The sequence below is a fragment of the Bacillus spizizenii TU-B-10 genome, assembly GCF_000227465.1.
Lineage (GTDB): Bacteria > Bacillota > Bacilli > Bacillales > Bacillaceae > Bacillus > Bacillus spizizenii.
Genome location: NC_016047.1, coordinates 1,158,329 through 1,184,349, shown reverse-complemented (window position 1 = coordinate 1,184,349; position 26,021 = coordinate 1,158,329). Strand labels below are relative to the sequence as shown.

At 45.0% G+C, this 26,021-nt stretch carries 25 protein-coding genes; 12 read left to right on the top strand and 13 right to left on the bottom strand.

All coding sequences use genetic code 11. The features are described from left to right. The first annotated feature begins 24 nt into the window (after positions 1–24). The gene (prsA, locus tag GYO_RS27805; RefSeq protein ID WP_014113231.1) at positions 25–879 is read left to right on the top strand and encodes a peptidylprolyl isomerase PrsA; all 855 of its coding nucleotides are present in this window, start codon (positions 25–27) and stop codon (positions 877–879) included. A gap of 39 nt (positions 880–918) precedes the next feature. Here prsA and yhaL read toward each other — a convergent pair whose 3' ends face one another. From yhaL to GYO_RS27775, 6 genes are all read right to left on the bottom strand, one after another. Then, positions 919–1,131 carry a sporulation protein YhaL gene (yhaL, locus tag GYO_RS27800; RefSeq protein WP_003239506.1) on the bottom strand — a complete coding sequence of 71 codons (213 nt, stop codon included), beginning with the start codon at positions 1,129–1,131 and terminating at the stop codon, positions 919–921. A gap of 126 nt (positions 1,132–1,257) precedes the next feature. Beyond that, positions 1,258–2,202 (bottom strand): 3'-5' exoribonuclease YhaM, encoded by a 945-nt coding sequence (yhaM, locus tag GYO_RS27795; RefSeq protein ID WP_003224263.1) that lies wholly within the window; start codon positions 2,200–2,202, stop codon positions 1,258–1,260. Positions 2,203–2,275: 73 nt separating this feature from the next. Further along, the gene (locus tag GYO_RS27790) at positions 2,276–5,173 is read right to left on the bottom strand and encodes an ATP-binding protein (protein WP_080010119.1); all 2,898 of its coding nucleotides are present in this window, start codon (positions 5,171–5,173) and stop codon (positions 2,276–2,278) included. 4 nt (positions 5,174–5,177) lie between these two features. Beyond that, positions 5,178–6,404, bottom strand: a complete 1,227-nt coding sequence (locus tag GYO_RS27785) for a metallophosphoesterase family protein (RefSeq protein ID WP_014113229.1) — start codon at positions 6,402–6,404, stop codon at positions 5,178–5,180. A gap of 105 nt (positions 6,405–6,509) precedes the next feature. Then, positions 6,510–7,769: an ABC transporter permease gene (locus tag GYO_RS27780; RefSeq protein ID WP_014113228.1), complete on the bottom strand. Its 1,260-nt coding sequence runs from the start codon at positions 7,767–7,769 to the stop codon at positions 6,510–6,512. Further along, entirely contained in the window at positions 7,762–8,658 is an 897-nt protein-coding gene (locus GYO_RS27775) for an ABC transporter ATP-binding protein (RefSeq protein ID WP_014113227.1), read from the bottom strand. Before GYO_RS27775 ends, GYO_RS27780 begins: the two co-directional genes overlap by 8 nt. A gap of 126 nt (positions 8,659–8,784) precedes the next feature. Between GYO_RS27775 and GYO_RS27770 the strand changes: the two genes are divergently transcribed. Further along, a complete protein-coding gene (locus GYO_RS27770) occupies positions 8,785–8,970 on the top strand; it encodes a YhzD family protein (RefSeq protein ID WP_014113226.1) in 186 nt (61 codons plus the stop codon). A gap of 20 nt (positions 8,971–8,990) precedes the next feature. Here the strand turns inward: GYO_RS27770 and GYO_RS27765 are convergent, their stop codons facing one another. Continuing rightward, complete coding sequence (locus GYO_RS27765) at positions 8,991–9,758, bottom strand: enoyl-CoA hydratase (RefSeq protein ID WP_014113225.1); 768 nt, start codon at positions 9,756–9,758, stop codon at positions 8,991–8,993. Positions 9,759–9,942: 184 nt separating this feature from the next. On the opposite strand from GYO_RS27765, the gene khtS reads away from it, so the two are divergent. The 3 genes from khtS to khtU are packed head-to-tail and all read left to right on the top strand — an operon-like array spanning position 9,943 to position 12,043. Beyond that, the gene (gene khtS, locus GYO_RS27760; RefSeq protein WP_014113224.1) at positions 9,943–10,260 is read left to right on the top strand and encodes a K(+)/H(+) antiporter modulator KhtS; all 318 of its coding nucleotides are present in this window, start codon (positions 9,943–9,945) and stop codon (positions 10,258–10,260) included. Positions 10,261–10,320: 60 nt separating this feature from the next. Continuing rightward, complete coding sequence (gene khtT / locus GYO_RS27755; RefSeq protein WP_014113223.1) at positions 10,321–10,818, top strand: K(+)/H(+) antiporter subunit KhtT; 498 nt, start codon at positions 10,321–10,323, stop codon at positions 10,816–10,818. A gap of 7 nt (positions 10,819–10,825) precedes the next feature. Then, on the top strand, positions 10,826–12,043 hold the full coding sequence (gene khtU / locus GYO_RS27750; protein WP_014113222.1) for a K(+)/H(+) antiporter subunit KhtU: 1,218 nt from the start codon (positions 10,826–10,828) through the stop codon (positions 12,041–12,043). A gap of 17 nt (positions 12,044–12,060) precedes the next feature. On the opposite strand, the gene GYO_RS27745 is transcribed toward khtU, so the two are convergent. Together GYO_RS27745 and GYO_RS27740 are read right to left on the bottom strand one after the other, a co-directional pair. Then, positions 12,061–13,566: a coproporphyrinogen III oxidase gene (locus GYO_RS27745; RefSeq protein ID WP_014113221.1), complete on the bottom strand. Its 1,506-nt coding sequence runs from the start codon at positions 13,564–13,566 to the stop codon at positions 12,061–12,063. A 112-nt stretch (positions 13,567–13,678) separates the two neighbouring features. After that, entirely contained in the window at positions 13,679–14,545 is an 867-nt protein-coding gene (locus GYO_RS27740) for a Cof-type HAD-IIB family hydrolase (protein ID WP_014113220.1), read from the bottom strand. 486 nt (positions 14,546–15,031) lie between these two features. On the opposite strand from GYO_RS27740, the gene GYO_RS27735 reads away from it, so the two are divergent. Next, positions 15,032–16,105: a DNA alkylation repair protein gene (locus GYO_RS27735; RefSeq protein WP_041521151.1), complete on the top strand. Its 1,074-nt coding sequence runs from the start codon at positions 15,032–15,034 to the stop codon at positions 16,103–16,105. Positions 16,106–16,147: 42 nt separating this feature from the next. Here GYO_RS27735 and GYO_RS27730 read toward each other — a convergent pair whose 3' ends face one another. Both GYO_RS27730 and GYO_RS27725 read right to left on the bottom strand, forming a co-directional pair. After that, the gene (locus GYO_RS27730; protein WP_014113218.1) at positions 16,148–16,501 is read right to left on the bottom strand and encodes a YlbF/YmcA family competence regulator; all 354 of its coding nucleotides are present in this window, start codon (positions 16,499–16,501) and stop codon (positions 16,148–16,150) included. Between the two features lie 93 nt (positions 16,502–16,594). Further along, a complete protein-coding gene (locus GYO_RS27725; protein WP_014113217.1) occupies positions 16,595–17,728 on the bottom strand; it encodes a DUF445 domain-containing protein in 1,134 nt (377 codons plus the stop codon). A 267-nt stretch (positions 17,729–17,995) separates the two neighbouring features. On the opposite strand from GYO_RS27725, the gene spaC reads away from it, so the two are divergent. The 6 genes from spaC (at position 17,996) to GYO_RS27700 (ending at position 22,111) form a co-directional block, all read left to right on the top strand. After that, a complete protein-coding gene (gene spaC / locus GYO_RS27720; RefSeq protein WP_014113216.1) occupies positions 17,996–19,087 on the top strand; it encodes a spore coat associated protein SpaC in 1,092 nt (363 codons plus the stop codon). Next, positions 19,077–20,438, top strand: coding sequence for a YheC/YheD family endospore coat-associated protein (locus tag GYO_RS27715; protein WP_014113215.1), 1,362 nt, complete (start codon positions 19,077–19,079; stop codon positions 20,436–20,438). The genes spaC and GYO_RS27715 overlap by 11 nt, the downstream gene beginning before the upstream one ends. 152 nt (positions 20,439–20,590) lie before the next feature. Beyond that, positions 20,591–20,809, top strand: a complete 219-nt coding sequence (locus GYO_RS27710) for a YheE family protein (RefSeq protein WP_072566014.1) — start codon at positions 20,591–20,593, stop codon at positions 20,807–20,809. Positions 20,810–21,017: 208 nt separating this feature from the next. Beyond that, on the top strand, positions 21,018–21,221 hold the full coding sequence (gene sspB / locus GYO_RS27705) for a beta type acid-soluble spore protein SspB (protein WP_003233287.1): 204 nt from the start codon (positions 21,018–21,020) through the stop codon (positions 21,219–21,221). A gap of 105 nt (positions 21,222–21,326) precedes the next feature. Beyond that, positions 21,327–21,452, top strand: coding sequence for a hypothetical protein (locus GYO_RS43280; RefSeq protein WP_014113213.1), 126 nt, complete (start codon positions 21,327–21,329; stop codon positions 21,450–21,452). Positions 21,453–21,490: 38 nt separating this feature from the next. Further along, positions 21,491–22,111, top strand: a complete 621-nt coding sequence (locus GYO_RS27700; RefSeq protein ID WP_014113212.1) for an NAD(P)-dependent oxidoreductase — start codon at positions 21,491–21,493, stop codon at positions 22,109–22,111. Positions 22,112–22,156: 45 nt separating this feature from the next. Here the strand turns inward: GYO_RS27700 and bmrD are convergent, their stop codons facing one another. Together bmrD and bmrC are read right to left on the bottom strand one after the other, a co-directional pair. Then, positions 22,157–24,178 carry a multidrug resistance ABC transporter ATP-binding protein/permease BmrD gene (gene bmrD / locus GYO_RS27695; RefSeq protein WP_014113211.1) on the bottom strand — a complete coding sequence of 674 codons (2,022 nt, stop codon included), beginning with the start codon at positions 24,176–24,178 and terminating at the stop codon, positions 22,157–22,159. Then, the gene (bmrC, locus tag GYO_RS27690) at positions 24,175–25,932 is read right to left on the bottom strand and encodes a multidrug ABC transporter ATP-binding protein BmrC (RefSeq protein WP_014113210.1); all 1,758 of its coding nucleotides are present in this window, start codon (positions 25,930–25,932) and stop codon (positions 24,175–24,177) included. The genes bmrD and bmrC overlap by 4 nt, the downstream gene beginning before the upstream one ends. Positions 25,933–26,021: the final 89 nt, after the last annotated feature.

Below are 26,021 nucleotides of genomic sequence, written 5' to 3'. Positions count from 1 at the left end.
AATGATTAGGAGTGTTTGAAAACAATGAAGAAAATCGCAATAGCAGCTATCACTGCTACAAGCATCCTCGCTCTCAGTGCTTGCAGCAGCGGCGACAAAGAAGTCATCGCAAAAACAGACGCAGGCGATGTAACAAAAGGCGAGCTTTACACAAATATGAAGAAAACAGCTGGTGCAAGCGTCCTGACACAGCTGGTGCAAGAAAAAGTATTAGACAAGAAATATAAAGTGACAGATAAAGAAATTGACAACAAACTAAAAGAATACAAAACACAGCTTGGCGATCAATATACTGCTCTCGAAGAGCAATATGGAAAGGATTACCTTAAAGAACAAGTAAAATATGAATTGCTCACGCAAAAGGCAGCTAAAGATAACATCAAAGTAACAGATGCTGATACTAAAGAGTACTGGGAAGGCTTAAAAGACAAAATCCATGCAAGCCACATCCTTGTCGCTGATAAAAAGACAGCTGAAGAAGTAGAGAAAAAGCTGAAAAAAGGCGAGAAATTTGAAGACCTTGCGAAAGAATACTCTACAGACAATTCTGCTTCACAAGGCGGGGACCTTGGCTGGTTCGCAAAAGACGGTATGGTGGCTGAATTCAGCAAAGCTGCATTCAAATTAAAAACAGGTGAAGTCAGTGATCCTGTCAAAACACAATACGGCTACCACATTATTAAAAAGACTGAAGAACGCGGCAAATACGATGATATGAAAAAAGAACTGAAATCCGAAGTTCTTGAACAAAAATTAAATGACACCACAGCTGTCCAAGAAGCTGTTCAAAAAGTCATGAAGAAAGCTGACGTTGAAGTGAAGGATAAAGACCTGAAAGACACATTTAACACGTCTTCAACAAGCAGCAGTTCTAAATAATAAAAAAGCTGTGCAGGCTCATTGAGCTGCACAGCTTTTTTATGCGATGGAATGGTTTGGATTTTCTTCATCATGCTGTTGAGAACTGCGGCGTTCTCTCTCCTTTTCCATTCTCTCCATATAAATCTGCCCTTCTTTTTCAATAAAAGACTGGTCTACTTTTTCTTCCTCCTTGGCTGCCGCCACAAGTTTATATGCACTGAAAATGATACCTACAATACAAAGATACACCCACCATGGAAAAAATAACACGGGCTCCTCCCCCTTTTTGCATAGATTCTTTATTCTTAACCATATGCCGGAATGAGACGAGTTATGAGCGGCAAAAGCGCATAAAAAAGGACTGACCTGAATGTTTCAGCATCAGTCCTTTTACGATTATTTATGAAAAGTCGGTTTATAAAAGGAACGGTTTTCCAGTGCAAATACACGTTCAGTGTATTCACCCGGCTTCACGCGCTCAAGCGCTCTGTCCATCATATTCATTTTTGCATCCAGGTTGTCTATATAGTGTAAAATTTCCGCTTCTTTCACCATCGGCGGTTTCGGGCTGCCCCATTCTGCTTTGCCGTGGTGACTCAAAATCAAGTGCTGAAGAATTAACACCTCTTCAGAATCGATTTGAAGCTCCTCAGCCGCTTTTGACAGCTCTGTGACCATAATCGAAATATGGCCGAGCAAATTGCCTTCGACCGTATACGAAGTGGAAACAGGGCCGGACAGCTCTTTTACTTTTCCAAGATCATGCAGGATAACGCCAGCATAAAGCAGATCGCGGTCAAGAGACGGATATAAATCTGCAATGGATTTCGCCAGATTCAGCATAGACACAACATGATACGCTAAACCTGAGACAAACTCATGGTGGTTTTTCGTAGCCGCCGGATAATCCATAAATTCAGTTTCGTGTTTTTTGACTAAAAATCTTGTGATCCGTTGGATATTCGAATTTTTCATTTCAAATATATATTGAGTGATGGTATCCATCATTTCATTTTTCGGAATCGGCGCGGTTTCTAAAAAATCATCAATATTGACGTTTTCATGCTCGCTCACCGGCCTGATATTTCTCAGCTTCAGCTGATTGCGCCCGCGGTAATGGTGAACATCCCCCACGACCTTCACAATCGTCTGCGGCGCATAGGTCACTTCATCGCTTTGCTTGGCATCCCACAGCTTCGCCTCAATATCACCTGACTGGTCTTGCAGCATCAGCGTTAAAAACGGTTTTCCATTGCTGGCAATCCCTTTCGTCGAGGATTTAATCAATAGATATTGGTCCACCTGTTCGCCAACCTCATGTAGCATAATCCCTTTAGCCATTCTATTAAAGCTCCCTCCGTATCTTACATAATACCAGTATATCACATACCGTTTTACAGCTATAGAACCTCTTTTATGACACCAAATGAATGATTTGGCTGCTTTGAAATGCATCTTTCACATGGTCATGGCATGTAAAATATAAAATCTGCCTTCCGTCTTCGGATAAATTATAAAGAACGTCTAATACTCGTTTGAGCCTTTCCTGATCAAAATGAACAAAGCTGTCGTCAAGCTGAAACGGAAGCCTTGACCCATCCTGACGCGTAACGGCCAGGGCAAACCGGATCGCTGTATACAGCTGCTCACATGTTCCCTGTGATAGCTCTTCCGCGTGATAGACAGTTCCATCACAACGCATGACCATAATAGAATCATCTGTTTCAGAAAAATAAATCGTCTTGTAGCTTCCGTCGGTCAGCGGGCGGAAAAATTCTCCGGCCGTCTCCAGAAGGCGTGGGAGCTCGACTTTTTTATGCCGTTCCAATTTGTTTCGGATCACCTGTTTGATCATTTGGATCGAGGCCCATTTTTTAGCGATTTCTTTTACACGCTCTTTTTGCATTTCCGTTTGAAGCTTGAGATCTGAGACCAATCCCGAAGCCTCTAATTGTTCCTGTTTGACGAAGAGCAATGCGATTTGGCTGCGAAGGTGTTGAATCTCCTCAGTCAGCCGCTCTTTTCTTTCATTTTCAACTACTTGCTTGTTTTTCAATTCAGAAAGCGTATTGGAATCCGCCAGTTCAAGCTCCTCTGGGTGTCCGCCTTGAAGCTGTGCGTTTACGTGATGAAGCTTGTTCTCCGTATCCTTCAATTGCCTGCTGATGTCAGCTATGGCGCAAAACTCATTTCTGTCTTTTGCAGCCGCCGCGGCAAATAGCTGTTCGATCTGTGCTTCAAAATACTGTATTTCTTGCTCCAGCTCCAGCAGCTGCTCCTTTGTATAATAAATATCTGTTTCAATAGCCTTTTTTTGCTTCGCAATTTCTTTTTCACGTTCAACGTTTTTCCGCAATGTGTGAAGGGCGTCCGAGATGGAGATGTTCTGACTCTCATTCGCAGGATGAAGCATGTTGACGCGTTCTTCGAATGTGCGTCGGTGCTTTTTCAGCCTGCCTGCTTCAATTGTCAGCTCATGCTTTTTCTTCACTTCTTTTTTGACATCCTTCATTAAGCTGTATGCATCAAGTAAAAAAGAAGGATCTTCCTTGAATCCGAGCTCCTTCATAAAAGACTCGACCTGTGAAAAGGACGGGGCCATATCGGCTTCCCACTGTTCAAACTGCTGGATGACTCTTTCATACGCCGCCTCTTTTTGCTGGAGCACTGCCCGCTGGGTGATGAGATGCTGTTTATTGCGGTCATCCTCCCATAACGCTTCTCTAAGCGCTTCGGCTTCTGCCGGTGAAATGTTTGTCATTGGCTGTCTCATCTCCCGGCTGTTTCCGGAAGACGGTGTTTTTTTCCCAGACACAAGCCAATATACAAGAAGGGCAGCGCCGATACTTATGGCGGGAATCCATTGCTGCAGCAACAGAAAGAGAACGATGAACAACATACCAGCTGCAATGACAACCTTTTTCTGTTTAGCCTGCTGCCTTTCAAAAAACCTCAGCTGCTCTCTCAGCTTCGCTTGCTCCTGATGCTGCCCCTGTGCTTCATCATATGCTTTAAGAGCCGCTTCTTTATCTTTTCTTTCGTTGTTTTCAAGGATAGCGGACGAAGCGGCATGAACGGCCTTTTCTGCGTCTTCCAGCTCTTGCCGGGCAAGTTCAAACGTCTCATCAAGCTGCCGTTTTCTGTCTCTTGCCTGTACGTATTGCTGCACCGCCTGCTGAAGCTGCCATTCATAGTCATATGACGAGTTCATTTTCAGGAGCTCATTTTCATCCGTTTTATTGAGCTGTTCCAGTCCTGCCGCTGCCTGTGCAGATGACTGGCGCAGCTGTGCCTGAATGGCGGCGAGCTGTTCTCCATAGGATTGGTACATATGAAACGCTGCCGAAATCTCTTGTATCAGCGTTTCTTTCGCCAAAATGTCTTTATCCGGATTAAGCTTTTGCATCTGTTTGTCCAGCTCCGCCATCTTCACCCGAAGCGCCTCCAGCTGTGCGGATTTCGGGTGAAGGTGAGATTCATATTTTTCCAGCTGATGCAGTCCGTCAGCCGGAAATTGTCCCGCCTGTTCCGGATATTGTGCCATCGCCTGTTCCAGCGCCGCTTTTTCATTTAGCAGCGGCTTCAGCTCAATCGCTCCCTCAATCGTTCGGATATGGCCTGCTGCCTCTTTCAATTCGGTTTCTGCGGTTGCAAGACGGGCTTCGAGCGTTCTTTTTTCCTCAAGAATCTGATGATAGCCCGCTTCCTCTGCTTCAGCCTGTTTTAGCTTCGCTCCCAGCTGCTTAAGCGTTTCCAGCTCCTGATTCAATTGAGGGTTTCGCCCGTTTGGTTTATAGAGCCTTTCGCTTTCCTTTGTTAGCTGTGAATCAAGCTTAGATACGGCTTCAGCGCCAAACAAGCTGGAAAACAGCAAAAATTCCCCTATCTTGTCCCGATTAAAGGCGTGAATTTCCTGCAGCCCGAATACGTCAAACGAATAAATGGCTTTGTACAGCGCCCTGTCTGTGCCCTGGAACAGCTGCTTTAAAAAATCTTCTTGCTTCACTTCGCCTTTTTCTGTGTACACTCTCAGCTTTTCGGCAGTCCCCTTCGTCCGTTCAATTTTCACAGCCCCATACTCAGGATGTTCAGCTTCAAGAACACCGCCATAGACACCGCCTGTTTTCGGTTCATATTTTTTCGTTTTTGGAAAACCAAACAGCATGCTTTCAATAAATGACATTATCGTCGTTTTCCCTGCCTCATTTAATCCGTAGATTAATTGGACAGGCGAGGCGGAAAAGTGAAAGGTCTGATTGGAAAATTTCCCGTATTGGTAGATATGTAAAGATGTAATTCGCAAAGCTTTCACCGCCTCATATTTCAAGCACCTTAAGCTGTCTTTTCAATAAAATCTGTGCCTGCTCTTTTATTTCCTGTAATTCCTCTTGGCTAAACCGGTCCGCGTGCCTTCTGTACACAGGATGCCGCTCAAGCCCTTCCAGCACATCTGACAGATCGCCGCGGTCAATGTCCGCAAATAAACCGCCAAAAAAAGGATCGAGGTTTGTAAGGTTTGCTTCATTTTCTATCTCATCGTCCAATGAAAGCGGAAAAACGAAGTGTTCCTCCTCAGCCTCTTGCTCCTGAAAGGCTTCGAGAAGCTCATCCAAGGTGCCTTTTGGCGCCTCCAGCAGCCATTCCGGCGCCCGCCCTTGTAATACGAGTCTTACACAAACAGGGCTCCCCTTTATCCGGAGCTTCGAAAACGCGTCCTCAACCATTTGGAAAAGGGCAGTCATATTCTTTGCCCCCGTCACATCAACTGCCGCTTTTTCCCACAGGACATCATGCGCTTTCTGAAATTCATAAAAAATATCTCCGTTAGTCACACGAACGAGATAATAGCCTTTATCTCCCGTCTCCTTCATATGGCGCGCTTGCGTGTTTCCCGGATAGATGATTGCCGGGTGCTCGGCAGAAAGAACCTGGCGTTTATGTATATGGCCAAGCGCCCAATAATCCATTCCGCTTTTCACGAGATCGTCATGCGTAAACGGGCAATACGGATCGTGTCCTTCAGATCCTGATAGTGTGCCATGGAGCATACCGATATGAAACGGCGCGTCAGTCGACCTCCGATAGCGTGCGGCTTGGTTTTCCGTCACGGCTCTGGCCTGATAGCTGAAACCGTAAATGCTTGCTATGCGCCTGCCTTCTTTATAAAACGATTTTTCTTCAGGAACTGCGGACGAAAAAATATGGACATTCTCAGGCCATTCAATCGGCGTCCACTCCCCGCCAAGATGATCGTGGTTCCCAAAGATCACATAAACTGAAATCCCGCATTCTCTCAGTCTTTCAAACTGTTTTTTCAAAAAGAGCTGCGCCTTTAAGCTTCGATTGGCTTCGTCAAACAGGTCCCCCGCCAGCAAAATGAAATCAACGTTTTCTCTTACTGCAGCATCTATCATATGTTTCACGCTTTTAAATGTGCTTTCTTTAATCCGGGCAAAAATCGGTTCCGGCAGATGCGATATCCCGTAAAACGGGCTGTCTAGATGTAGATCTGCCGCATGAATAAAGGTTAGATCAGTCAACATTCTGCTCCTTTCCAGGATGAAGTACCCTTATTTTAGCATCGAATTCTTGCGAATGCACGTTCTGTTAATAAAGAAACAGCCTGAGAATCCCCAGGCTGTTTTTAATCAATTTTTCGCTAAACGAAGTGCTTGTTTGATCGCTTTGAATGCGCTTGAGTTTCCGTAAATCAATACACCGCCCTTGTAAATTCTGGCGCCGATGACAGCCAGTATGACAATGGTGAGCAGCGTGATTCCGATTCCGGCAGCAGCCTGCCAGAACGGAATATCAAGCATTCCGACGCGCAAGAACATAATCATTGGTGTAAAAAACGGAATAAACGAGGTTACCGTAATAAATCCTGCATCAGGTGCATTCAAGCCGAACATCGCGATCATAAAACCGGCGACAACCAATAGTGTCATCGGCGTGATCGTTTGCTGCACGTCCTCTATTCTGCTGACGACACTGCCGAGAAACGCGGCAAGTGTCGCGTATAAAAAGTAGCCGAGCAAAAAGAAAATCACAGCATAGATAACAGTGGTTGCTGATACGTCGGTCAGATTAAGAAATCCGCCGACAGATGATGCCGTTTCGCTCTTTTGGTTCAGCTTAAGCGACAGAGAGCCGGCTCCTATAATGATAGCAAGCTGCGTGATCCCGACGAGCCCGATGCCAAGCAGCTTTGCAAACATCTGCTGGATCGGCGGCATGCTTGAGATCAGGATTTCCATGACTCGCGAAGATTTTTCGGTTGCAACCTCCATCGCAATCATGCTGGCATACATAATCACAGAGAAATAAATGACGAACAGCATAATATAAACAAGCCCTATCGTCTGGCCCAGCTCTTCCTCAGACTTCGCACCCTCTTTCAGCGCCTCCTGCCCGACAGTAACGGGCGCATAAAGGCTGCTGATCGTTTCCTGCGAAACGCCGAGCTCCGCCGTTCCGACAGCCGTTTTGGTTTGCGTCAGCGCCTGCTGCAGCGTTTGGTACGTGCTTTCATCAGAAATCGTTAACGCTTTATATGTTCCTGAAATGGTTCCTTTTTCATCTCGTTTGATGATGAGCATGCCATCAAGCGCTTCATCTTTGACTTGCTTTGTGACTTCATCCTCCGATTGCTTCGATTGCTTCACATCAAGATCACTGTTTGTATCCACCGCTTTCAGCTGCTTCGAGAAAATCGGATATAATTCGTTTGTTTCATCAACAACGGCGATTTTTTCTTTCGCATTATCACCTTGAAACAAAGAAATGATCGACTCCAGATTCGTTACAACTAAAACAAGCAGTACTGTGATGACAGTCGAAATAATAAAGGATTTTGCCATAATCTTATTTTTATATGTATGAGAAAGCATGATCCAAAATTTATTCATAGACGGCCCCCACCTTTTCTATAAAAATATCATGCAGTGACGGCTCTTCAAGCTCGAACTTTCTGATAAACCCTTTTCCTTGGAGCATGGCAAAGATCTCTTGAGAAATGTCTTCATTAGCGATCTGCAGCTTGACGCCTCCGGCCGTTTCCTTCCATTGGAGAATGCCTTCATGAGACTGCAAAAAACGCAGATCTTCATCGGCGTGAATGGTGACATTCTTTTTGCCGAAGGAACGCTTTATCTCCTTAAGCTTGCCTTGCACAACCGGCTTTCCTTTCTGCAGTATGCAAAGGTTCTCACATAGCTCCTCCACATGCTCCATCCGATGGCTAGAAAATAAAATAGAAACGCCGCTGTTTTTCAAAGAAATCACAGCCTCTTTTAACAGCTCAACATTGACTGGGTCCAGGCCGCTGAATGGTTCATCAAGAATCAGCAGCTCCGGCTTATGCAAAACAGCCGAAATAAATTGGATTTTCTGCTGATTTCCCTTCGAAAGCTCTTCAACCTTCTTATTCTCGTAATCTGTTATATTGAAGCGTTCAAGCCATGTGCCGAGCTCTTTTACAGCCTCCCGCTTCTCCATCCCTTTTAATCTGGCAAGATAGACGAGCTGATCCTTTACCTTCATTTTCGGATAAAGCCCCCGCTCTTCCGGCAAATAACCGATTTTGTTGCTGATACTGTAATTAACAGGGTCGCCCTTCCAGCTGATTGAGCCCTCTGTAATGCTTAATAAGCCAAGGATCATGCGAAACGTCGTCGTTTTTCCCGCTCCGTTTGCGCCTAAAAGACCGAACATTTGCTGTTCCGGAATGTCTAAGTCCAATCCGTCAACGGCTTTAAAATCTCCAAATGTCTTCGTTACGTGATCAATCTTAAGCACTGAATCTCCTCCTTCCCTGACCCATTATATACTAATATTGGATGGAACATAATAAAGGATTTTGATTTCCTTTTTAGAATATAAATGAAGAAGACTGATAAACCTTGAAAATGGAGGGGAAACCTGATGGCTGATTATTTCCTTACAGCTTTTGATCCTTCGGGGAAAACACTGGTGAACGAGCGATTCGAGGCGAAAAATGAAGAAGCGGCTAAAACGCATGGTGAAGCCCTCTTAAAAGAAAAAGAGCTTCACAGTCATACCCATCGTTTAGTCAATGCAGCCGGAAAGCTGATTTTGTTTCACAGATGATCAGCTTTCCGGCTGATCTGTTACACTTGGAACTTCGGCTCCCGTTTTTCTAAAAAGGCACGGATTCCTTCTTGGTGATCCTTGGTCCTTCTCATTTTCTCTTGGGCGCTGCGCTCAAGAGAGAGCACCTTTTTCAGTTCTTCAAGCTGGAGGCTTTGAAAGATACCTTTCGTTTCGATCATCGCCAAAAGAGGTGCGGCCAAAAGGGTTTCGATAAAGGGTCTTGCGCCTTCCGCAGGGTCTCCGGCAAATGTCCCGTCAAGGAGCCCCATATCGGCGGCTTCCGCGGCGGAAAGTTTTTTCCCGCTCCAAATCAGCTTTTTCGCCTTCGCTTCCCCAATTCTTTTCTTCAGCAAATAATGCCCTCCGCCGTCTGGAACAAGCCCAATGCCGATAAAATTCATCGCGAGAACGGCGTTTTTTTCCGCGAGCACAATGTCAGCGCAAAGCGCCAAACTCAGACCCAATCCCGCAGCAGCGCCGTGAATAGCTGCAATTGTTACTTTCTTCATCTGATATAACGTCAGAGTGACAGCCTCAATCGTATCCATCAGCTGCTTAAATTGATCAGGGTCATGCTCTGATGTCATCATCCGGATATCTCCGCCGGCCGAAAAGCCTTTCCCCGTTCCTCTCAAGAGAACGATGAGCGCCTCGCTTGCAGCCGCCATTTCGACCGCCTCCTCCAATTCAGACAGCATCTGTTCATTAAGGGCGTGATGGGCATCAGGTCGATTCAGGATAATCTCGGCAACGGCTCCATTCACTTCATACTGAATAAACTCCATATGAAACACCTCCATGTATGCGCTTGCTTTTTTCCTTCACATATACATTCCCTGCCATCCTCAAATAAACCTTTTTATTTTTCAAGGTCAATAGATACTGAAAAATGCATATTGTTTGAGTGAAAACATAAAGTTTTATATAGTGAAAGAAGGGATATTAGGATGAGAAAGGAGGAAAGGAAGCATGGATAAATTGCTGATCAGTTTTCTGTTAAGTTTATTTGTGGTGTACTTTCCCCCTTCGGACGTGGTTCTGCCGTCCCAGCTTGAAGCAAGCACTGACAGCTATGTGCCTATGTCCTCATATCCGCAGGAAGCACAATCGGCCAAAATTCCGTCGCCGAGCAGCCTGTACCTGGCAGACCTGAACAAAGAGTACAGTCCGCTGGCACAGTCTGTCAGGCAGCTATCTGTCAAGCCCCTTGACGAACCGCTGATAAACAGGCTGGAAAAGGTGTGTGCCGTCCCTATCAAATACCAGTCTAATTACCTCCGAATATAAATGCCCAAGCTTTATTTGCAACTCGCCCCATGGCCAACACTACATTCGGAGGGATTTTCATTGAATATTAAAGAAAACGATCTGCCGGGCATCGGCAAAAAATTCGAAATCGAAACGAGAAGTCATGAAAAAATGACGATTATCATTCATGATGACGGAAGAAGAGAAATTTACCAGTTTAATGACCGGGACCCGGATGAGCTCCTTTCCAATATCTCATTGGATGATTCTGAAGCAAGGCAAATTGCCGCTATTCTAGGTGGCATGGTCTATAAACCGCAAGCACTGGAGTCCATCGAAATGGCCTTCAGCGATCTCATTATTGAATGGTTTAAGGTCGAAAAAGGCGCCAAATCGATCGGGCGCACACTCGGGGAGCTTGATGTCCGCCAGAACTACGATGTCACTGTGATCGCCATCATCAAACACAACCAGGAAAAACTTTTAAATCCCGGAGCCGATTCGGTTATTGAAGAAAATGACACACTTGTCCTCTCAGGTGAAAGAAAGCATCTGAAGAAACTGATTCACGATTTTCTTTCTGGAGAGGGCGTGTGAACGGCCGATGGATCATCTCGTATTTGAAGTCGGTACAGCACTTGTGCTTGTCGCGATAGCCAGTGTAATCGCCAATAAAATTAAATTTTCGATTATTCCGTTTCTGATTGTGCTGGGCATGCTGGTTGGACCGCACGCGCCGAAAGCGGGGATTATTGACCTAACATTTATAGAAAGCAGTGAAATCATCGAGTTTTTCGGGCGGATGGGCGTACTGTTCCTCCTCTTTTATCTCGGACTCGAATTCTCTGTCGGAAAGTTGATCAAATCCGGAAAATCAATCGCGGTCGGCGGAACGATTTATATCTTGATTAATTTCAGCCTCGGGCTGCTTTACGGTTTTATTACCGGGTTTTCCTTTCTGGAAACCCTCGTCCTCGCAGGGGTCATCACAATCTCGTCAAGTGCGATTGTCGCAAAAGTGCTCGTTGATTTAAAAAGAACCGCGAATCCGGAAACCGAGCTGATTCTCGGCATCATTATGTTTGAGGATATTTTCCTTGCCGTGTATTTGTCCGTTGTTTCCGGCCTTGTGTTAGGCGATGCGACATCAGTCGGGAGTGCGCTCTTGTCCATTTTGATCGCCTTCGGTTATATGCTGCTGTTTTTTATCGCAGCAAGAAAGCTCCCGCCGCTGTTGAATAAACTGTTGGACATTCGCTCAAACGAAGTGTTTATTATCGTCATTTTCGCCGCGCTCTTTTTTATCGCCGGGTTTTCAGAGACGATCCATGTAGCGGAAGCGATCGGCGCGCTGCTGCTCGGATTGGTTTTTTCTGAAACAGAGCATTCCGATAGGATTGAGCACCTCGTTGTTCCGTTTCGCGACTTCTTCGGTGCGATGTTCTTTTTCAGCTTCGGCCTCAGTATCGATCCGTTTTCGCTTGGTGAAGCGGTTTGGCTTGCGTTGGGTGCAGTGATTTTGACCATTCTGGGAAATTTTATCGCCGGAATGGTGGCAGGACGACGCGCAGGGCTTTCTCATAAGGCTTCATCGAATATCGGGCTGACGATCGTATCGCGGGGAGAATTTTCGATTATCGTTGCGAATCTCGGAATAGCCGGCGGACTGTCGGCCACATTAAAGCCGTTCGCCGCATTATATGTCCTCATTCTGGCGATTTTGGGACCGCTTTTAACAAAGGAATCAAAACGAATTTACCGCTTGCTGAACAAGGTATTTAAATGGAAGCCTGATGTTCAGCCTGAAAGAAAACAGGGATAAAAAAAGCAGCACTGTGATCAGTGCTGCTTTGTCGTTTTCTCAAAAATCTGCTCTAAATATTTGATTTTTTCGTCCGTATAGTGCTCAAAGCGCTCATTGTACGATTTCGGATCTTTCGGATTGGCAAAGTGCGTGATTTTCCCTGTATCCCGGTCAATAAATTTACTTGCAGCGCCACAGCCGATGCCGATAATCGTCTGCACCTCTTCCATAATCATGATGTTGTAGATGCTTTCTTGTCCCGGCAAAGAGTATCCGACGTTTTCAAGGTTTCCAAGAATGTTTTTCTGGCGGTATAAATAATAAGGCACATACCCATGCTCTTTCGTCCAGGCTACCGCGTCATCCATCATTTGAGAAACCTCTTCCCTGCCGGCGACTTTGTATTTATGCTTGTTTCTCGTCATTTCTGACGCCCGTTTAAAGGAAAGCGTATGAACCGTAAGAGATTCCGGCATCAGCTTTTCCGTTTCTGAAAGGCTGTGTCTGAATTCCTTCACGCCTTCCCCAGGCAAACCGATAATCAAGTCCATGTTGATATTATTCATGCCGTGCCGGCGTGACAGATGATATTTCTCAATGGTCTCTTCAACCGTATGATGCCGCCCGATCGCCTTTAGCGTTTCGTTTTCATAGGATTGCGGATTGATGCTGATCCGGTCAATGTCATATTTGTTTAAAACGGCGAGTTTTTCTTCTGTAATCGTGTCAGGGCGTCCGGCCTCCACCGTAATCTCGCGAATGTTTTTCACATCCGGGAAGGAGCGGACCATTTCCTCATACAGCAAATCCATTTCCTCCGCGGTAATGCTTGTCGGTGTCCCGCCGCCAAAGTAAATGGTTGTAACCTTGACATCATGCTCCTTCAGCCATTCGCCGATTTTCTGCATTTCGTAATGCAGCCCCCATAAGAAAGAGCCGACTCTGCCCGCCTGCCCTTGAATGGCGTATGCAGGGAATGTGCAATATGCGCACTTTGTCGGACAGAACGGGATGCCGATATAAATGCTGACTTCATCCTTTACTTGATACAAATCCGGTACTGCCGCCAGCTGTCGGTCAACAATTTCTTGCATTAACTCAATTTTCTCATCATGAATTAAATAGTCTTTTTTCAATTCAGTGTGAGCTTGCGCCTTCGGCATTCCGCTTTGCAGCTTTTTATGAAGCAGTTTTGTGGGCCGGATGCCTGTAAGAATTCCCCACTTTTGCGTGATGCCCGTATGCGCCTGAAGAAGATTGAGATACACATAAGAAATCGTGTTTTTCACTTGCTTAAAGGCTTCTTTTTCATTCATATCGGGAGAAAAAGATTTTGTATGCTGCTCCTTTATGACAGTTCCCTTCACTTCTCCCGAAACCGTCACATGCTCATCCGTTTGTGAGCAATCTAAAGAAATGACAAAATCTGCGGGCTCCTCTCCGCCGTACACAAGCTCGCACTCCTCATAAAACAAATTTGCAATATTTTGCAGAGGCCGATGCAGGCGGTCATCATGTATGCCTTCTATTTTAATTTGCAACTTCATCACCTAATTTATCAGATTCAAAACTTTCTTTAGTGTACAGAAATAAACCGTTAAAATCAATCCGGCAAAAAAGCCGCCGCACCTGTCAGGGCGCGAGCGGCTTTTTTTACACACGTTTCATGTGGAACTTATCAAGAAATCCTTTTCGCTGCTGCATTCGAAAATATTCCTTCATCATGTAAGCAACACCTTGCTCGTCATTCGACCTTGTGACCCAATCTGCCTTTCTCTTGATCTCCGGAGCGGCGTTCCCCATCGCTACCCCAAGTCCGGCAAGTTCAATCATCGGGAGGTCGTCATACTGATGCCCGATGGCCACGACATCATCCATAGTCAGGCCCAACTCTGAAGCGACAAGGGCCAGGCCCGCTTCCTTCGAGACACCTTTCGGGACGATATTCAGCTTCTCATCGTTTACGCGAATAACATCAACCGCAGGGAAGGCTTTCGTAATCGTTTCTGTGATGTCATGCTGAATGTCGTGCTCCGTATACACTTCGATGACAGGTGCACTCACTGGCTCATCCATGAGAAGATCGCTTAATGATTCAACGAACTGGACTGGATAAAAGATCGGGTCAGACGGATGAATGAGTGCTTTCCCCAATAAATTTGAATTCACCTTTTTCTTGTTTCCAATGGAATACTTCTCGTGAAGAAGCCGAATATTGCATTGATAGCTCTCCAGCACTTGAACAATGTTAAAGGTGTGATCGTCAGAAATTCTTTTTTCAAAAAACGGGGCGTCTATTTTCTCAGCGATGTATGCCCCGCTATGGGTGATCAGCTTGGCATCAAGCTTAAGTGATTTCGCTATTTTCTGTGCTGAACGAAAATGGCGATTGGTCACGAGAGTAACGTAAATCCCTTTTTTCTTTACATATTCAATCGCGTCCTTCGTTGCCTGATGAATCTTCCCGTTCGACCGTAGCAGCGCTCCATCTATATTTAAGGCAAGCAATTGTTTTGACACAGAGATGTCCCCCTCCTTGATGACTGTACTTGTGTATAGGATATGACCCTGTCTCTGTGTTTAGAACAACCTTTTCTGGAAAGCAAAAAAAGCCTGACTCAGCAGACTTTATGTATGGCATGATGATAGGATACGATCGAAGCAGCCATTCTCCCTAATATCGTTATTTCGATTTACGAAAAATCATGTATCAGGAACCCCTTGTTTGACCGATGATGCGCTCCGCACACTTACTCTCTGTTGCTTATCCCCTCTATTTAACGGCATGATATGCGACCGTATCCAATTGAAATCTTGTAAGTGTAGGCGCTTTCAATGTCATTATCTCAGTTTTTCTTGCTGATGACAAGGGTTTTTTTAACTAAAAAAAGTATCCAAATGATGTATACTAAGGTAGGATTTGTTGTTAATTTTTGGAACCAATCGCTTGATACAGAACATACATTCCCATATAATATAAATAATAAACGAAAAAGCGGTGATCAGATGGCTGATTTAAAAGAAATATACAATGAAAAACTAATATCTCGATTGATACACCATATAAAGGCATCTTGTCCTGATTTTAACCAAGACAACTTCGAGGAACAATTGCTGCAGGAAGACTGGCCTGAACTCGCTTTAAAAGAGCGGATGCGCCGCATTACAGCTTCCTTATACGAAACACTGCCAAAACATTACAATGAAGCGCTCTCAATTTTACGGGATGCAGCCCCTCATTTTAAAGGACTCAGTGGAATTCTATTCCCTGATTATGTGGAACAGTACGGGTTAGCGCATTGGGAGGAATCAATAAAGGCATTGGAATACTTTACGCAATATTCTACCTCAGAATTTGCTGTAAGGCCTTTTTTGCTTTTAGATCAAGAAAAAATGATTGCACAATTTCTTAAATGGGCCGAGCATGAAAATGAACACGTGAGAAGACTTGCGAGCGAAGGAAGCAGACCTCGCCTGCCATGGGGAAAATCGATACCCGCTTTAAAATCGGATCCTTCCCCCGTTCTGCCGATCCTTGAGAAGCTGATGCAGGACGAGTCCTTATATGTAAGGAAAAGCGTGGCCAACAACCTGAATGATATATCAAAAACGCACCCTCATTTGCTGAGAAAAGTCGCAGATCAATGGTACGGAACACATCCTTATACCGATTGGATCATCAAACACGCCTATCGGACCTTATTAAAAAAGGGTGATAAACAGGCCTTAGCGCTTTTTGGTTATGAAAATGCTGAATCGATACAATTACATGATTTAACATGTCAATCCAGCCGTATAGTTATTGGCGAAAGCCTTGAATTTTCTTTCTCTATTCATTCAGACAGGGATCAAAAAGTAAGAATTGAGTACGCAATTGATTTTGTAAAAGCAAGAGGTCAGCGTCATCAAAAAGTATTTAAAATAACAGAAACAACTATAAGAAAAAACGAAACGAAGTCATACACAAGAGTTCAATCCTTTAAGGATCTAACTACCAGAAAACATTACAAAGGAATTCATACATTATCAGTGATGATCAATGGAGAGGTAAAAGATTCATTGGATTTCCAAGTTTGCTGAATGAAAAAATATCCCTTCTTTTCCAAGAAGGGATTTTGCTGATTAACCTTCGACACTGCCGTAAAGCTCTTCTAAAGGCTTCATAATGATTTTGTTCAATTCGCCGATCAGCATGCTCATGCGCTGCTCCGCTTCCATCAGCTGAGAAATTTTTTCGTGCTGCTGTACAAGCGCAACTGTTTTTTGGGCCTGAGTCACTTCTTCTTGTGTAATTTCTTCTCCTGCCATTTGTTTTTGCTGGAGTCTAAGCTGTACATCACGGAAGTTTTCGAACATGCGCTTCGCTGATTCATCTGCGTTTACTTCATCGTAAAGGTTTTTCAAACTGGTGAACTCTTCGCTCCCGCGTAATGCATTTTCCAGATCATATGCTACATCATAAAAATTAACTGCCATTGTGAATAGCTCCTTTCATCATTGCCGTTTAGACATACCACTCCACTATAACAGACTGTGGAGCTCCTTTCATTATTCAAGAACCATGTCTTCTTAAAAAAGGGTGACAAACAACGCTTGAACTGCACCTATGATTCCGCCGAGAAGGCCTCCCAAATAGGTAATCATTTTAAATTCTTTTTTTGAAATGGACAGCACCATTTCTTCAAGCCGCTGCACCGGGAACTGATCCACCTGCTCCTTGACGATTTCCTCAAGGCGCATCCGTTTTAAGACACTTTCAAGATTAGCCGAAACCCCTTCAAGCAATTTGTCTAATAGTGCCGGCAGCATTTGCTCGGTCAGCTCAGATTCATAGCGGACGGTAAGTGTGCCAATCGTATTGTCGAAGAAAGGAGCAGTCGAAAATGTTTGCAGCACTCTTCGTTTCAGGCTGAAAATGAGCGCTTTTGCATTCCATTTTTCGTCTGCTTCATAAAACGTATACTCCCTCAGCTTGCCCCATTCGTTTTTCAAGAGATCAGAAAGCAGTTTATTTGTTTCCTCATTCCGCAAAAACTTCAGCAGCTCCGGCAGTACGCGGTCCGCAAGGCTTGTATTACCCAGAAACATTTGTACCATGCTTCCAAGCATGCCGCGTTCTTTCAAAAAGCCATCAATCATATTGCCGAGACGGATTTTTCCTTCATCACTTTCAAAATAACTGGCACTGCGTGACAATATATATCCTGAAATCATCGGGATCTTTTCCTCAAGCTTTTCCTGCACTTCCAAAGGCACCAGGTCTTTTAACGATTGGTGCTCGTATTGGCGGAAAAGCTCATTCAGTTTATCATCCGTCCAACGACTGATCCATGCGTCTGCCGCTTCATCAGGACGCTTCACCCCAGCTTTTTCAAGCGCTTCTTTTACTGTCACTTCAGAAAGTGACAGCTTTTGAATCAGCTGTTCTCCGACTTGAAGAGCCTGCGTTTTGGCTGCATCAGATACGAGCCGCTTTTTAATGCCCTCAGGGGTTAAGAGATGATTGACTACCATCAGTCCCATTTGTTTTGCAAGTTCATCCCGTCGTCTCGGAATCAGCCCGGGGGTAAAAGGGACTCGTTTTCCAAACAAATAGTACGCCTTATAGGGCCTAAATAGCATTTGAATTGCTAAATGATTGGTCACCGCGCCAATAGCAGCGCCGATCACGATCATAAAAATAAAGGTTCCTGCAATACCCATTCCTATTCATCTTCCTCCATCTGTCATTCAGCTTATTTTCATATAGATGATGTACCTATTCGTATTATAGATGCTCATGCAATCACTTAGCAAACGAGGAGACAAATTCCTGTTGTCAGAAAATCAGCTTGTTCTTTTGGAATAGGGCAAGGTGAAGAATCGTAATCTGTAAAGTAGAATACCGTCAGCTGCGTTCATCCTGAATGTATTTAGCGTAAAGCTGCTGACACCCGCCAGCAGCTTTTGAATAAAAGGGGGAGTCTCACCATGATAACACTCGGTTTTATGTCCTTAACCCGCCAGCATGAAGCGGACTATTCCGCAGAATTGGCCAAGAGAGCACCCGAATTTGGCATACGTTTCATCCGGTTTACACCGTTTGATATTTCTCCTGACACCTTGCGTGTCAAAGCATCGGTTTATCATTCGGCCAGCAGAACATGGAATGAAACTGAAATGGCAATTCCAGATTATATTTATGACCGCTGTTTTTACGGCAAGGATTCACAATCCCAAAAAGCAAAACCTATCGTTGAGTGGCTCAAAAAATATCCGAAAACGGAATTTATCGGGCGGGGTCTTCCCGATAAGTGGACCGTCCTTCATGATCTGCAGCAGCATGCTGTGATCAATCCTTATATTCCGGAAACGATGAAGGTGAGCCGTTATGAACAAATTCACTCCTTCTTATCCAAAGAAAAAGCCTGCATCTTAAAACCGGCATTCGGCGCAGGAGGCAGAGGCGTGATTCTTTTGGAGCTGGGCAAGAAAAACATTACCGCTACGTATCACATCGGAAAAGATAAGCAGACAAAAACCTTTTCCAACCAGGCTTCTTTTAAAACATGGTGCAAAAAAGTACTTCAGCACCAATATTTGCTTCAGCCTTACTTAAATATTCAAGATAAGGAACAATATCCGTGTGATATCCGCCTGTTCATGGAAAAAAACGAAGCAGGTGAATGGAATACAGTCGGAAAGGCAGTGAGACGCGGATACAAACACGGGCTGCTGGCCAACTTGTCTGGCGGATCTGATGCGCTGACATTTGATTCTTGGTTTGAAGATATACCGAAAAAACAGCAAGTGGTCTTACTTGATGACGTGTTCTCGATTACACAGTCGGTTCCGTATTATCTTGACGAGCGCTACGGGCCGCTGTTTGAACTCGGGCTTGATATATGCCTTGCGAAGGACGGAAGAATTTGGATCTTGGATATCAATTCCAAGCCGGGCAGAAAGTCAATCTTGCGTGTTTCTCCCGAGCAAAAAGAACAGCTGTACACTTGTCCCCTAAAGCGCTGCCAATATCTGTTTTCTGAGCAAAGCCAGAAAGGAGTTCTTCCGCGTGAATCGTAAACGGTTTTTGATCGGCATAGACAAAAACAGTGAAAATACCCTGTTCCTGCCCTCTTCGCTGAAGCGAAACGGACTTTTGCATGCCGCGTTCGGGACGAAGGTTGTCAGATGCCACGTTTCTTACAGACAGCACTTGGACCAAACCGTGCTTCTCTCTGAAAATCTATTTCATGAGCTTTTGCTTCCCCACCGAAGCAGGGCTGACATTCTGATTCATGACCATACGGTGCATATCGGGCCGCTAATCGGCATCTTTACGGCGGGGTTTACCGTATCTCTTGAGCGTCCTTTTAAGGATCGTTCTCTCTTTTTTTCTAAGCTCGTCACGTTACACGAGCAAGCCGGGGGCTACTGCTTCGTTTTTGGCGCGCACCAAATCAATTGGAAGGAAGGCACGATTGAGGGGCTCCTCTACAGAGAAAACGGCTGGGAGAAAAAAATCGTCCCACTGCCGAACGTCGTTTATGACCGTTTGCCAAACCGAAAAATTGAAGATTCGCTTCTCTTGCAACATACAAAAAAGAGACTGATCGATGAATATCAAATTCCATGGTTTAATAAAACGTTTTTCAATAAATGGAGCGTTCACCAACTGCTCGAACAAGATCCGAGAACAGCCCCTTTCTTACCGAAATCCGAGCTGACACCATCTGAGGAGCGGATTGATGAGCTCTGCGCTGCATACAAAAAAGTTTATATTAAACCGGCTAACGGAGCACTCGGCACCGGCATTTATCAGCTGACAAAAACAGACGACGGCCTGACGGTGAAACATACAAATGACGCCAAAACGTTTTCTTCAATCGATTATTCCGATGCCGCCGCATTTCTGGCAGAATTTCGAAAACAGCACGACCCGTCTGACTTTCTCATTCAGCAAGGTGTGGATCTGATCAAATTTCAAGGCAAACCAGCGGATTTCCGTGTCCATACGAATAAAAACAGAAAAGGGAAATGGACGGTGACAGCCATAGCCGTCAAAATTTCCGGAGAAAACAGCATTACAACACATCTTTCTAATGGAGGAATAGTAAAAACACTTGCAGAAGTATACGATGATCCCGCTGAAAGAATTGAGGTCATTAAAAAGCTTTCTGCTGCGGCACTGACGGCAAGTCATGTGCTTCATGATCATATCGAGGGGTTTATCGGGGAGATCGGTTTCGATTTTGGCATTGATCAGAACGGTAAGGTATGGATGTTTGAAGCAAATTCACGTCCGGGCCGCAGTATCTTTTCTCATCCGAATTTGCATCATGTTGATTCTCTGACAAAACGAAGAAGCTTTGAATACGCGTCATATCTATCCGAGAAGGCGATCACCTCCCATGATGCGCTGTGGCCTTCGTAATCTGTCCCGCTTTTTTTGATAAAGCGGGCTTATCTTTGTCAAAAGCTGGGACAAACTGCATCACAAAGACCTCTTCAATGATGTTTTGAAACAGTGGTACAATGAACACAATTCGTTCGTATTCAGGTCAATTGATATCAATTTTAAGGAGCGTGGCCGTAATGATTTCTCATTTCAGCTGGAAACCTTTGTTCCAAAAAGAAAAGCTGCCCGGATGGAGAATTTCGTTTTATTATAAAGGAACCCATTATGAAGGCATCTATCATAAAAGCGGTGAGATTGAATGGGGAGATTTGTTTCCCGCCCGCGCTGACGAGCCTGCTCTTACAAACGAGATACATGAACTGATGCTTTTTCATATTTATGACTAGCTTAGCCTGAACGGCTAAGCTTTTTTTATGCCTTCTCAAGATTTACCACTCAATTCTCCGCATGAGTTTCCGGCCATTTTAACATAATACTAGTAACAAGCCGGCAAGCATTGGGTTACGCCGAGCGGCAGTGACACCCGAGACGGGTCCACAGACTGGTGCAACTCCAGTTAACCCAACCATACTAAACAAAAAGGAGATTTTACACATGGCTAACCAAAACTCTTCAAATGACTTACTAGTTCCTGGCGCAGCTCAGGCTATCGATCAAATGAAACTTGAAATCGCTTCTGAATTCGGCGTTAACCTTGGAGCGGATACAACTTCCCGCGCTAACGGTTCTGTCGGAGGAGAAATCACAAAACGTTTGGTATCTTTCGCTCAGCAGCAAATGGGCGGCAGAGTTCAATAACAATTCAATATATGGCTTTAGAGGGCGCGGTTTCCGCGCTCTCTTTATATTTGTCACCCTTTTTTCCTACTCCACATACCCTAGAAAAAAAGGGAGGGAATAAGGGTGGCATTCATCGCCTTTGTGAATTGGGAGCTGGTTCAGTTCGTAAGTATATCCATGATTCATGAATATGTTTCCCATCGTTCTGTCTATTTGTACAGGTATTCTTTCCCGCGCTGTTCAAACTGAGAACATCCTTTTATAATGAGGGGCAAGGAGGTTTTTTGATGAAAATCGCTTTATTTGGTGCCAGCGGCCGCGTCGGACAAGCCTTTTTAAAACAAGCTGCCGCAGATGAACAGTTTGACATTTACGCTCTGGTCAGATCTCAACATGCTGAGCTTCCCCTTCCAAAAGACCGAATCGTCATGGGGAACGCGCGCCTCCGGGAAGATGTGAAAAAAGTTGTGAAGGATGCTGAAATCGTGATCAGCTGTCTCGGCACAGATGGTGATGATACCCTGTCCGCAGCGATGGCAAATATAATCGCCATTATGAAAGAACAGCATATCAAACGGCTGATTACGATCGGTACCGCAGGCATTCTTGATTCCCGATATGAACCAGGAAAATACCGGTTTGAAACAAATGAATCGAAACGAAAGCTAACCCGTGCAGCCAAGGAGCATGCAAAAGTATACGAAATGCTAAAAGATTCCTCGTTAGACTGGACAATTATCTGTCCCACTTACCTCCCGGACGGAACAGCAACCGGCGTTTATCGTGTAGAGCGTGACGTTTTGCCGGAGGGCGGCACGAGCATTTCGGTCGGCGATACTGCTGATTTTCTATATCGTGAGCTCGTTACAGGAGAGTACGTCGGATACCGCGCCGGACTGGCTTATTAACTACATAAAAAAACCCAAAACATGATTGTTTTGGGTTTTTGAGCGTTATGCAATGGAATGTTTCTGGCCCTTTTGCAGCTCATACATTTGATAATATTGGCCTTTGACTGCCATCAATTCCTCATGATCTCCTCTCTCAACAATTTCTCCTTTATCGAGGACCAAAATCTGATCCGCGTTTCTGATTGTTGAAAGCCGGTGAGCGATGACGAAAGTGGTGCGTCCTTGTTTGACGACATCGAGCGCCTTCTGGATCACGGCCTCTGTCTCTGTATCAATGTGCGCCGTCGCTTCATCTAAAATCAAAATGGCGGGATCAAATGCCAAAGCTCTTGCGAAAGAAATTAACTGCCGCTCTCCAGAGGATAGCGTGCTCCCTTTTTCAATCACGGGTTCATTAATGCCTTTTGGAAGCTTTTCCAGAAGCGGCTCGGCACCGACTTGCCGCAGTGCTATTTTGATATCTTCTTCGGTCATTCTTTCGTCATCCAGACTTACGTTAGATCCGATCGTGCCCGAGAACAAGTACGGGTCCTGAAGCACAATGCCCATATGGGATCTGAGTTCCTGTCTTGACATGTTGTAAATGCTTTTCCCATCAATCAGAACATCCCCTTTTTGCGCATCATAAAAACGAAACAGGAGATTCAAAATCGAGCTTTTTCCTGATCCGGTATGGCCGACAAGCGCTACGGTTTCGCCTTTTTGCGCGGTAAAGGAAATATGTTTTAATACCTCTTCACCATCTTGATAAGCAAATGACACATCACGAAATTCAACCCGCCCCAACGCGCGCTCCTTCGCCGGTTCACCCGCTTCTTCCGTATTCTTTTCTTCAAGCAGTTCGAAAACACGCCCGGCAGAAACCCGTGCCAGCTCCAGCTTTGAAAACTGATTGACGATACCTGTGATCGGCTGAAATAACCGGTTTAAATAATCGACAAACGCGTACAGCACACCGACGGAAACAATCCCGACCGCATTCAGGCTTGCACCGCCAAAATGCCAGATCAAACTGACAAACGCAAGGTTCCGGATCACATTGACAAGATTATGGGACATTAAGGAGTTTAGATTCAGCATCCTGTTTTGAAAATAAAAATGAGATTCATTTAATTCCTCAAATTCTCTCATTGTTTCCTTTTGATGACGGAAAGCTTGAATAATTGTCATGCCTTGAATGGACTCATTCATTTTTGCGTTAATGTCACTGTTGATCGAGCGGATTTTTTGATTGTAATAAGATGCGTATTTCCGGTATATGACCGACCACAGCCAGATAATCGGCACAATTGCCAGGCACACAAACGCGAGCTTAACATCCAGCAGAAACAAAGCCGTGAATATCCCGAACATATAGATTCCGCTTGTCACAAATGTTGACAGCACTGTGACATACAAATCCCTGATGGCCTCCGTATCATTGGTAATCCGCGCAACCACTTTGCCGGCCGGAAGGTTGTCAAAATAGCGAATCGGCATTTTCTGTATGTGCGAAAACACGTCCTGCCTCATCTTTTGAATAATCCGATTGGCGCTCATCTGCAGCAAATAATGCTGTCCATATTGAAAGAAAACCGAAAACACAAGCAAGCCCCCATACAGGCAGATCAAAAACACCATTCCCTTTATTTCCGGCTGATAGAACTGGAAAAGCTCCTCTTTTGTCAGCTTTTCGGCAGCATATGTCCGGCTCTTGTCTCCATTTGTGATTGTCAGCTTTCCGTCAGAAACCGTTCTGTTCCCGTCAAAGCTGACAGCCTGATCAACAAAATAGAACGCCATTCCCACTTGATAAATATGCGCTTCTTTTTCTTGAGAAACAGGTCCCCTGATACGGTCTTCTCTGGCATAAGAAGTGCCATGGAACTGAACGGCGTTTTTATCTTTTTCCTCAGCTTCATACCATGTTTTTTCAATGCCGAGGATATGATCGTCAATCATTTTTTTGCCGATAAACGGCCCGGTCAGTTCTGCCCCGACGGCGACCGCAAGCAATAGGACGGCAGTGATCAGCAATTTTCGATATAGGAGTGCGTATCTCCATAACGTTTTTCCTGTTTTCATGCCCCTGCTCCCCCTTCTTCCGCAGTGAACAGCTGCTGTCTTTCATATTGTTCCCGGTACCACCCATTATTCGCCATTAGTTCTTGATGCGTGCCTCTCTCAGAAATCACGCCGCCGTCCATCACAAGGATCAGGTCAGCATGCTCTACCGCGGATAAACGGTGCGTCAAAATAAATGTCGTTTTTCCTTTGCGGTTTTCTCTGATATTCCTGATAATCGCTGCCTCTGTTTTGGCATCTACGGCAGAAAGCGAATCATCCAGGATCAAAATCTCCGGATTCGCCATAAGCGCTCTCGCAATCGAAATTCTTTGTTTTTGCCCGCCGGACAGCGCCACCCCTTTTTCACCAACCATCGTCTCCAAACCGGATGGAAGCATGTGTAAATCTTTTTCAAAATGTGCTTCGGCAATGGCTTGCTTAACCTCTTCATCACTTGCATCCTGTTTTCCGTATAAAATATTTTCTTTTACCGTCCGTGAAAACAGCAAATGATCCTGAGGCACATATCCGATCCATCCGCGGAGCCGGTCAAGAGGGATCTGCTGAATCGGTACGCCTGAGAATGTGATACTCCCTTCACCGGCAGGGTACTGGCGCAAAAGCTGCTTAATAATCGTTGTTTTTCCGCTCCCGGTTTTACCGGCAATCCCGACAGTCTGCCCTTTTCGTACCATAAACGAAATATCTTGAATATTGCCGCTTGTTGAGCTTGGATATGTAAAGCTGACATGGCTGAAAACGATATCTCCAGGCTCTTTCAATTCAACGGGCTGCTTTGAGTCCATCACGTCCGGTTGATAAGAAAGGGTATCATTTACCCGGTCTAATGACGCATTGCCCCGCTGCATCACATTAATGAGTTCACCGATTGCAAACATCGGCCAAATCATCATGCCGAGATAAACATTAAAGGAAACAAGCTCGCCAAGCGTCAGCTCGTTCCGGAACACAAGAAACGCTCCGTAGCCGAGCCCGATCAAATAGCTGGCACCGACAAGAAGCTTGACTGTCGGCTCAAACAGCGAATCAATAAAAGCCACTTTCATATTTTTCTGATAAACATCTGCGGTCATTTCATTAAACCGGCGGACATCATTTGTTTCCTGTACATACGCGCGAATCACCCGGACGCCCGAAACAGATTCAAGCACCCTGTCATTCAGCGCCCCGAACGCATTTTGGGCCTCCGTAAACCGTTCATGAATTTTACTTCCGTATAGACTGATTGCAATCGCCATAATAGGAAGCGGGATAATGGCGGCAAAGGTCAGCTTCCAGCTGATCAGAAATCCCATCGTCAAAAAGATCGTCATCATAAACATCGTAGAATCGACTAATGTCAAGATGCCAAACCCCGTCGTTAAACTGACAGCCTGAAGATCATTCGTCCCCCGTGCCATCAAATCGCCTGTCCGGTTTTTTTCATAAAACGGCGGCGACATGGCCAGAAGATGCCCCATCAGCTTCGTACGGAGAATTTTCTCCATCACATTCGCTCCGCCGAACAGCTGGTGCATCCAAAAATAAGACATGACATATACGACCGCCGTCAGCACAAAAAAGATACCGATATAAAACAGCAGCCCTTCCGCAGTAAACGCCCCCGATTTCATATCATCTATGGCGTTCCCCAAGAGCTTAGGCGGAAACATTTCAATGACATTGACTCCTAATAAAAGCACAATTGCAATCGTATAGCGCAGCCAGTGCGCTTTAAAAAACCAGCCAAGCTTTTTCAATACTGAAAACATCGATCCCCATCTCCTTTATCTCATCAGCCGCCTTCTATTTTTTCCTTGCTGCTTTTTTCGTTTAGTTTGACATGAGCTGCCTTCGCCTC

Bases quoted from the DNA above. Each gene is read 5' to 3' on its own strand.
- GYO_RS27735 (WP_041521151.1), top strand. From the start codon at position 15,032: ATGGCTGATTTAAAAGAAATATACAATGAAAAACTAATATCTCGATTG.
- khtU (WP_014113222.1), top strand. From the start codon at position 10,826: ATGGATCATCTCGTATTTGAAGTCGGTACAGCACTTGTGCTTGTCGCG.
- sspB (WP_003233287.1), top strand. From the start codon at position 21,018: ATGGCTAACCAAAACTCTTCAAATGACTTACTAGTTCCTGGCGCAGCT.
- GYO_RS27770 (WP_014113226.1), top strand. From the start codon at position 8,785: ATGGCTGATTATTTCCTTACAGCTTTTGATCCTTCGGGGAAAACACTG.
- khtS (WP_014113224.1), top strand. From the start codon at position 9,943: ATGGATAAATTGCTGATCAGTTTTCTGTTAAGTTTATTTGTGGTGTAC.
- GYO_RS27700 (WP_014113212.1), top strand. From the start codon at position 21,491: ATGAAAATCGCTTTATTTGGTGCCAGCGGCCGCGTCGGACAAGCCTTT.
- GYO_RS27730 (WP_014113218.1), bottom strand. From the start codon at position 16,501: ATGGCAGTTAATTTTTATGATGTAGCATATGATCTGGAAAATGCATTA.
- bmrC (WP_014113210.1), bottom strand. From the start codon at position 25,932: ATGTTTTCAGTATTGAAAAAGCTTGGCTGGTTTTTTAAAGCGCACTGG.
- prsA (WP_014113231.1), top strand. From the start codon at position 25: ATGAAGAAAATCGCAATAGCAGCTATCACTGCTACAAGCATCCTCGCT.
- GYO_RS27785 (WP_014113229.1), bottom strand. From the start codon at position 6,404: ATGTTGACTGATCTAACCTTTATTCATGCGGCAGATCTACATCTAGAC.
- bmrD (WP_014113211.1), bottom strand. From the start codon at position 24,178: ATGAAAACAGGAAAAACGTTATGGAGATACGCACTCCTATATCGAAAA.
- GYO_RS27765 (WP_014113225.1), bottom strand. From the start codon at position 9,758: ATGGAGTTTATTCAGTATGAAGTGAATGGAGCCGTTGCCGAGATTATC.
- yhaM (WP_003224263.1), bottom strand. From the start codon at position 2,202: ATGGCTAAAGGGATTATGCTACATGAGGTTGGCGAACAGGTGGACCAA.
- GYO_RS27725 (WP_014113217.1), bottom strand. From the start codon at position 17,728: ATGGGTATTGCAGGAACCTTTATTTTTATGATCGTGATCGGCGCTGCT.
- GYO_RS27780 (WP_014113228.1), bottom strand. From the start codon at position 7,769: ATGAATAAATTTTGGATCATGCTTTCTCATACATATAAAAATAAGATT.
- spaC (WP_014113216.1), top strand. From the start codon at position 17,996: ATGATAACACTCGGTTTTATGTCCTTAACCCGCCAGCATGAAGCGGAC.